The organism is Xanthobacter sp., assembly GCF_041911315.1.
Lineage (GTDB): Bacteria > Pseudomonadota > Alphaproteobacteria > Rhizobiales > Xanthobacteraceae > Xanthobacter > Xanthobacter aminoxidans.
The window spans coordinates 1-7,698 of the sequence record NZ_JAYRPE010000087.1 but is presented as its reverse complement, the minus strand read 5'-3'; the positions used below and the strand labels follow the sequence as shown (position 1 = coordinate 7,698).

The window sequence follows — 7,698 nt, the reverse complement described above, 5'->3', positions numbered from 1 at the left end:
GCCTCGCCCAGCTCGAGGCCAAGCGCGCCGAATACCAGGAATGGCTGGCGCGCCGCGAGGCGTTCCTGAAGAAGGCCGACGAGAGCCTCATCGCCGTCGTCTCCCAGATGCGCCCGGACGCCGCTGCCGCCCAGCTCGCGGCCATGAACGAGGACATGGCGGCCGCCGTGCTGGCGCGGCTCTCGCCCCGCGTCGCCAGCGCCATCCTCAACGAGAGCGAGCCGGCCCGCGCGGCCCGCCTCACCTCCACCATGGTGGGCATGGCCCGCCGCGCGCAGGACGCGCGGCCGGACGCCCCCCGCACCGCCGGGCGGCCGGGCTGATGCGCGCCAGAAAGGCCCCTCACGCCATGCGCCCCGCCCCGCAGATCGCCCTCGCGGCGCTTGCCTGCCTCGCCCTCGCCGGCTGCAAGAGCACCTATGACAACCTCGCCACCGGGCCGACGCTGACGCCCGTGGGCTACGGCCTCGACACCGCCAAGCGCGACCCGCTGCCGATGACCTTCCAGCAGCCGCAGAAGACCACCTTCCGCTCCACCTGGGACCTCAACCGCTCCCAGAGCATGTATCGCGACCTGCGGGCGGCCAAGGTGGGCGACGTGATCCGCGTCGCCATCGCCATCGACGACAAGGCGCAGTTCGACAACGCCACCGACCGCTCGCGGGAATCAAAAAGCAATCTCGGCTTCGACGCGGCGCTCACCCTCTCCGGCTTCGGCAAGGGCGCGAACGCGGGCGCGGGCTCCGGCAATCTCGACATCAACGGCGACACCAAGACCAAGGGCAAGGGCAACATCGACCGCTCGGAGAAGCTGCGCCTCTCCGTGGCGGTGGTGGTGACGGAGATCCTGCCCGACGGCAATTTCGTCATTCGCGGCTCGCAGGAGATCCTGGTGAACTACGAGGTGCGCGAACTGACCATCGCTGGCATCGTCAACCCGCTGGACGTGTCGTCCACCAACATCATCCCCTACGACAAGATCGCGGAGGCGCGCATCTCCTATGGCGGACGCGGCCGGCTCACGGATGTGCAGCAGCCCGCCTGGGGCCAGCGCATTTACGACGTCGTGACGCCCTGGTGACGTGATGGCCACCGCAGCCCCCGCCAAAGCCCTCGGCCCGAACGGAGCGCCGGAGAAGAAGCCCGGCCTCCTCGTGCCACTCCTCATCGTCACGCTGCTGGCGCTCGCCGCCGGGGCGGGGCTCGGGCTCCAGCTCGCCGGCACGGTGGAGCAGGCGGTGACGAAGAAGGTCGCCGCCGAGCCGGAGAAGAAGCCGGCGCCGCCGCTGCGCCATTCCGGCGACCTGGTGCTGAAGGATCTCAAACCGGTGGTGGTGAACCTGTCCGCGCCCTCCTCCACCTTCATCCGGATCGAGACGGCCATCGTGTTCAAGAACGGCGCGCTGGTGAACCCGGACGTGACCGCCGCCGAGCTGCGCGAGGACATCATGGCCTATATGCGCACCCTCGCGCTCAGCCAGCTCGAAGGCCCGAGCGCGCTCCAGCACCTGCGCGAGGACCTGAACGAGCGGGCCCGCGCCCGCTCCGACGGCAAGGTGGACGAACTGATCCTCTCCACGCTGGTGGTGCAGTGAGGGCGCCCGCGCGCCAGTCGGCGCTGATGTGCGCGCTCGTCGCCGGCCTGCTCCTGTCCGCCGCGCCGGCCCTTGCACAGGGCGCCGCGCAGTTGCCGTCGCTGGAGCAGCTTCTGCCCGAGGGCGGCGGCAGCACGGCGGGGCGGCTCATCCAGATGGTCGCCCTGCTCACGGTACTGTCCGTGGCGCCGGGGCTGCTCATCATGGTCACGAGCTTCACCCGCTTCGTGATCGCTTTCTCCTTCCTGCGCTCGGGCCTCGGCCTGCCCTCCACGCCGGCCAACCTGGTGCTGGTCTCGCTCTCTTTATTCATGACCTTCTACGTGATGGGGCCGACCTTCGACCGCGCCTGGCAGGACGGGGTGAAGCCCCTCACCGAGAACCGGATCGGCGAGGAAGAGGCGCTGCAACGCATCGCCGACCCGTTCCGCGACTTCATGCTCACCCATGTGCGCGGCAAAGACCTGAAGCTGTTCGCCGACATCGCCTCCCGCGACAAGCCTGCGGAGGAGGCCGCGAATGCCCCGGCAGCGCCGGAGAAGGCGAGCGAAGAGAAAGTGCCCATGCGGGTGCTCATCCCCGCCTTCATGATCTCGGAGCTGCGGCGCGGGTTCGAGATCGGCTTTCTCATCGTCCTGCCGTTTCTCATCATCGACATGATCGTCGCGACTTTGGTCATGTCCATGGGCATGATGATGATGCCGCCGGCGGTCATCTCCCTGCCGTTCAAGATCCTGTTCTTCATCCTCATCGACGGCTGGAACCTGCTGGTCGGCGGGCTGATCCGCTCGTTCTTCTGAGAGCACCGAGGCGAGCAAGCCTCGCGCAAGCTTGCCGCCCTATCGTCTCTTCCATGGCAGGTTGACCGGCGCCGCAAAGGGCCGGGCGCCGGACCCCTAGAGCGAAGAGAACGCGTCATCCGATCTGATTGCGGTGCAATCAGATCGGCGCGTGCTCTGCGGGCCGGCCATCCAAAGGCATGATGCCGCCCTGCCATGCCGGTGCGAGCCCGGCATGTCCCCCTTCATTCCAAGTCACAGAGGGACATTCCCATGACCAGCCTGATCACCAACAACTCCGCCATGGTCGCCCTGCAGACCCTGCGGACGATCAACTCCAACCTCGACACCACCAACGCCCACGTCTCCACCGGCAAGCGGATCAACTCCGCCAACGACGGCGCGGCCTACTGGTCCATCGCCACCACCCTGACCTCCGACAACGGGGCGCTGGGCGCGGTGAAGGATGCCATGAGCCTCGACAAGAACTCGGTGGATGCGGCCTCCAGCGGCGTCAACGCGGTGGTCGCCTCGCTGGCGAAGATCAAGAACAACCTGACGGCCGCCCTCTCGCCGAACGTCGACCGGGCCAAGCTGCAGACGGAAATCTCGTCCTACGTCAGCGAGATCAAGACCACCGCCGACAACACCGTGATGAACGGCAGCAACTGGCTGTCGGTGGACACCAGCGCCTCGGGCTTCAACGGCACCAAGAACCTGCTGTCGTCCTTCTCGCGCACCGGCTCGACCGTGACGGTGGGCTCCACCGCCATCGATACCGGCACGTTCACCGTCTATGACGCCTCCACCGCCGGCACCTCCACCGGCACGTCCACGACCCTCGACAAGGCCGTCACGGCTGTGGCGACGGCGGCGAACGTCACCGGCGGCGCCACCGTGACCGTGGACACGACCGCGGGCAGCCTCAAGGGCTTCATGGACACCAAGTACGTCATCGGCGGCACCGCCACGGCCGGCACCGAGTCCATCACGGACTTCGACGTGTCCAGCCTCGGCAACACCGATGCGGACCTCGCGAAGATCCAGGCCTATGTGAAGGTCGTGGACGCCACCATGCAGCAGCTGCAGAACGGCGCCACCACGCTCGGCACCACCTCGACCCGGCTCGACTCTCAGCAGACCTTCGCCCAGAGCCTGATCGACCTCAACACCTCCTCCATCGGCACCCTCGTGGATGCCAACATGGAAGAGGAATCGACCAAGCTGAAGGCCCTGCAGACGCAGCAGCAGCTCGCGGTGCAGTCCCTGTCCATCGCGAACAGCTCTTCGCAGAACGTGATGACCCTGTTCCGCTGATCGCGTCCGCCGCCGCGCCTCCGGGCGCGGCGGTCCGCGCGCCGGCGCCGCTCCCTCCCGCGGCTCTCCGGCGCGCCCTGAGTTTCTGCGTCCCCCCGACGCCCCCCTCGGCCACCTCCGCCCCCGGAGCGTGGCCATTTTTTTCGTCTTCTTCCCCTCTCCCCTCGCGGGAGAGGGTGGATCGCGGCAAGGCCGCGAGACGGGTGAGGGGGCTGGCGCAGCACGAGCGGACGCGGGGATCGCGCCCGGCCTCACCCCCGGCCCCTCTCCCGCAAGGGGAGAGGGGAGACGCAGAGCCCCCGCAACGCCCATGCAAGTTTGACCGTCGAGATTGCCGCCCGAGGCACATGAGCGCGACCGGATCTTCCGGTTGGCGCGTGCCCGGTCCCTGTTCCCGGCCGCGCCCCGCGCGCGCCGGCCGCAATCAGACGAGATCCGCCGATGATCGGCAAAGAGCAGTTGGAGCAACTCTGGCGCAATCTGCGCGACCTCGGCGCGCGCCGCCTGATCGCGCTGGCGCTGATCGCCCTCACGGCGGTGGCTGCCGTGGCGCTCGGCGCCTGGTATCTCGGCCAGCCCGAGCGCGAGCCGCTCTATGCCAACCTCACCCGCGAGGACGTGAACCGCATCGGCGGCGCGCTGAAGGACGCGGGCATCCCGTTCGACGTGAATGCGGACGGCACCACCGTCCTCGTCTCCCATTCCGACACCGCCCGCGCCCGCATGCTGCTGGCGGTGAAGGGCCTGCCGCAGAGCGGCAACACCGGCTACGAATTGTTCAACGACGTCCGCGCCTTCGGCCTCACCTCCTTCATGCAGGAGGTGACGCGGGTGCGCGCGCTGGAGGGCGAGCTCGCCCGCACCATCCAGACCATGAAGGGCATCAAGGCGGCGCGCGTCCATATCGTGCTGCCCGAGCGCGGCTCGTTCCGCCGCGACCAGCAGAGCGCCTCCGCCTCCGTCGTCATCCGCACCGAGACGGCGGAGGACGCCTCCACCGCCCAGGCCATCCGCCACCTCGTCGCTGCCGCCATTCCCGGCCTGAAGATGGACCAGGTGACGGTGCTCAGCACCGAGGGCGCGGTGCTCTCCTCCAGCGAGGACGGTGCCAGCGCCGCCGCCGGCAAGAAGGCCATGCTCCAGCAGCAGGTGAGCCGCGAGACCGAGGAGAAGGTCCGCCGCACGCTCGCCCCCTATCTCGGCCTCGGCAATTTCGAGGTGCAGGTGTCGGCCCGCCTCGACACCGATCGCGTCACCACCTCCGAGACCACGTTCGATCCCGCCTCCAAGGTGGAGCGCTCGGTGCGGGTGGTGAAGGAGCTGGGTCAGAGCCAGAACAAGACCAAGCAGCCCAATACGTCGGTGCAGCAGAACATCCCCGGCCAGCAGCAGCAGGGCGACGGCGGCACCGATTCCAACGAGAACTCCTCCCGCCGCGAGGAACTGACCAATTTCGAGGTCTCCACCCGCACCGTGCAGACCGTGCGCGAGGCCTTCGTCGTGCGCGGCCTCTCCATCGCCGTGCTGGTGAACAAGGAGCGCCTCATGGGCGCGGCCGGCGGCGCCGACGCCATTCCGGTGGAGCAGCAGCTCTACGAGGTGGAGCAGCTCGTCGCCTCCGCCTCCGGCTTCGAGAAGGAACGCGGCGACAAGCTGAAGGTCGCGGCGGTCTCCTTCGCCAATGGCGGGGCGGCGCTGGAGCCGGTGCCTCCGCTGCCGTGGTCCGAGCTGCTGCTGCGGCAGGCCGGCACCATGATCAATGCCGCCACCATCCTCATCGTCGCCGGCCTGGTGATCTGGTTCGGCCTCAGGCCCGCCGTGCGCGCCATCCTCGCCCGCCCCGAGCGCGACGAGGTGGAGGATGCCGAAGCCATCGAGGCCGCCATGCTGGCGGGCGGCGCCCCGCTCGCCGCCGTCGCCGGCCCCTCCATGGTGCCGGGCGACCCCGCCGCCGGAGAGCCGGCGCCGGGCGCGCTGAGCCTGATCGAGGATCTCACCAGCCGGCTCAACCGCTCGCCGCAGAAGCGGCTGGAGCAGATCGTCGAGTTCGATGAGGAGCAGGTCGCCGCGATCCTGCGCCAGTGGCTGCATCAGGATGCCCGTGTATGAGCACCACCGCGCTTCTCAACCACCTGCCCCATTTCGGCGTCGCGCCGCGCGGACCAGCCAGAGGCTCCGCTCCGGTGAGCGCCGTGCCGCCCGTTCCCGCGATCACGCCGACGCCCGCCTTGCGCCCGCACGAGCAACCCGGCGCCGAGGCCCTCCGCGCGGCGGCCGAGGAGGCCCGCCGTGTGGCGCTGGAGGAGGCGTCCATCGCCCTCGCCGCCTGCGAGCAGCAGCTCGCCGATGCCGAGGCCGCCTTCGCCGCGCGCCTCGAAGAGGAGATCGGCGAGGCCCGCGCCCGCTGGTGCGCCGAGGAAAGCGAGCGGCTGGCCGGCCTCATCGGCACCGGCCTCGACACAGTGGAAGCGCGCCTCTCCGAAGCGCTCGCCGCCGTGCTGCGCCCCTTCGTGAGCGGCGCCGCCCGCGCCCGCGCGCTCGACGAACTGGCCCGGCGGGTACGCGAGCTTCTGCGCGGCGGGGCGGCGGGACCTTCCATCACCATCACCGGCTCGGGCGACCTCGCGGCGGCACTATCCGCGCGGCTCTCGGACGTGCAGGGCATCGTTCTCGCGGAAGGACCGGCGAGCGACCTTCGCATCACCTGCGACGACAGCGTGCTGGAAACCCAGCTCTCCGGCTGGGCGGCCGCCGCCGCCCGCGGCAACTGAGGGGAGCGCGCCATGTCCGGCAAGGAGCCCCACGGCGAGATCATCATCGTCAAGCGCCACGACGACGAAGAGCACGAGCACCATTCGAGCGCCTGGAAGGTGGCGCATGCCGACTTCATGACGGCGATGATGGCCTTCTTCCTCATCATGTGGCTCATCAACGTCACCGACAAGGATACACGCAAGGCCATCGCCAATTACTTCAACCCGGTAGACCTCGCCTCCAGCATCACCGACGTGCGCGGGCTGAACGATCCCGAGGACACCAAGGCCAAGGGCACGTCTTCCGACGGCGACAAACAATCCAGCCTCAAGAACACCACGGGGCGCGAGACCGGCGCGGGCGATGACCGCCAGCAGGGCGACAAGGAGCGCGCCGCGTTCCGCGATCCCTATGCGGTGCTGAACAAGCTGGCCGGCGATGCCGACGCGCGGGCGGGCGGCACGCCCGACGCCGCCGTCGGCGATACCGGCTCGCCCGGCACGGGCGCCGGCGACGTGAACCGCGATCCGTTCGATCCCACCTATTGGCAGATGTCCAGCGGCCGGCAGGCGCGCAATCCGCAGGCCAAGCCCTCCAAGGTGGACCAGCCCTCCGGCCGCCCGGATGCCACCACCGGCGCCGCGAAGCCGGGGGAGCCGGAGAAGGCTCAGGCCGAGAAGGCACAAGCGGCCGCTGCGCAGGCCGCGGCAGCCGGCAAGGCGGCACGCGATCTGGAAAGCGAGCTGAAGCAGGTGGTCGCCGCCACCGTGGGCACGCCGGGCGCAGCACCGCGCGTGGATGTGCGGGCGACGAAGGAAGGTCTCATCGTCGATCTCACCGACGATCTCGACTTCACCATGTTCCCTGTAGGCTCGGCGGTGCCGGACGCCCGCTTCGTGCGGGCCATGGGCGAGATCGCCAAGAAGCTCGGCGCGCGGCCGGGCGAGATCGTCATTCGCGGCCATACCGATGCGCGGCCGTTCCGCTCCGACACCTACGACAACTGGCGGCTCTCCAGCGCGCGGGCGCACATGGCGCTCTACATGCTGGTGCGCGGCGGCCTCGACGAGAAGCGCGTGACCGCCATCGAGGGCCTCGCCGACCGCAATCTGAAGAACAATGCCGATCCCAACGCGCCGCAGAACCGGCGCATCGAGATCCTGCTGAAGGCGCCCTCATGACCCGGCCTAGCCTTCTCCTCCTCCTCGCCGGCGCCCTGCTGCTGCCCGGCGCCGCCCGCGCCGAGGACGACG

At 69.6% G+C, this 7,698-nt stretch carries 8 protein-coding genes; all 8 read left to right on the top strand.

Annotated features, from left to right (window positions below; translation table 11 throughout):
* A partial coding sequence (locus ACE3QW_RS24805; RefSeq protein WP_374254737.1) for a MotE family protein occupies positions 1-323 on the top strand: 323 nt, incomplete at its 5' end.
* A 26-nt stretch (positions 324-349) separates the two neighbouring features.
* A complete protein-coding gene (flgH, locus tag ACE3QW_RS24800) occupies positions 350-1,081 on the top strand; it encodes a flagellar basal body L-ring protein FlgH (RefSeq protein ID WP_374254736.1) in 732 nt (243 codons plus the stop codon).
* Between the two features lie 4 nt (positions 1,082-1,085).
* Complete coding sequence (locus ACE3QW_RS24795) at positions 1,086-1,595, top strand: flagellar basal body-associated FliL family protein (RefSeq protein ID WP_250165284.1); 510 nt, start codon at positions 1,086-1,088, stop codon at positions 1,593-1,595.
* A gap of 26 nt (positions 1,596-1,621) precedes the next feature.
* Entirely contained in the window at positions 1,622-2,395 is a 774-nt protein-coding gene (fliP, locus tag ACE3QW_RS24790; protein WP_374254739.1) for a flagellar type III secretion system pore protein FliP, read from the top strand.
* Positions 2,396-2,647: 252 nt separating this feature from the next.
* Positions 2,648-3,691, top strand: coding sequence for a flagellin (locus ACE3QW_RS24785; protein ID WP_250165285.1), 1,044 nt, complete (start codon positions 2,648-2,650; stop codon positions 3,689-3,691).
* 441 nt (positions 3,692-4,132) lie between these two features.
* Entirely contained in the window at positions 4,133-5,800 is a 1,668-nt protein-coding gene (fliF, locus tag ACE3QW_RS24780; RefSeq protein ID WP_374254733.1) for a flagellar basal-body MS-ring/collar protein FliF, read from the top strand.
* Positions 5,797-6,462: a hypothetical protein gene (locus ACE3QW_RS24775; RefSeq protein ID WP_374254732.1), complete on the top strand. Its 666-nt coding sequence runs from the start codon at positions 5,797-5,799 to the stop codon at positions 6,460-6,462. Before fliF ends, ACE3QW_RS24775 begins: the two co-directional genes overlap by 4 nt.
* A gap of 12 nt (positions 6,463-6,474) precedes the next feature.
* On the top strand, positions 6,475-7,626 hold the full coding sequence (locus tag ACE3QW_RS24770; protein ID WP_374254730.1) for a flagellar motor protein MotB: 1,152 nt from the start codon (positions 6,475-6,477) through the stop codon (positions 7,624-7,626).
* The last annotated feature ends 72 nt before the right edge of the window (positions 7,627-7,698 follow it).

Excerpts from the sequence above, each read along its gene's own strand:
- ACE3QW_RS24770 (WP_374254730.1), top strand. The coding sequence starts at position 6,475 with ATGTCCGGCAAGGAGCCCCACGGCGAGATCATCATCGTCAAGCGCCAC.
- flgH (WP_374254736.1), top strand. The coding sequence starts at position 350 with ATGCGCCCCGCCCCGCAGATCGCCCTCGCGGCGCTTGCCTGCCTCGCC.
- fliP (WP_374254739.1), top strand. The coding sequence starts at position 1,622 with ATGTGCGCGCTCGTCGCCGGCCTGCTCCTGTCCGCCGCGCCGGCCCTT.
- ACE3QW_RS24785 (WP_250165285.1), top strand. The coding sequence starts at position 2,648 with ATGACCAGCCTGATCACCAACAACTCCGCCATGGTCGCCCTGCAGACC.
- ACE3QW_RS24775 (WP_374254732.1), top strand. The coding sequence starts at position 5,797 with ATGAGCACCACCGCGCTTCTCAACCACCTGCCCCATTTCGGCGTCGCG.
- ACE3QW_RS24795 (WP_250165284.1), top strand. The coding sequence starts at position 1,086 with ATGGCCACCGCAGCCCCCGCCAAAGCCCTCGGCCCGAACGGAGCGCCG.
- fliF (WP_374254733.1), top strand. The coding sequence starts at position 4,133 with ATGATCGGCAAAGAGCAGTTGGAGCAACTCTGGCGCAATCTGCGCGAC.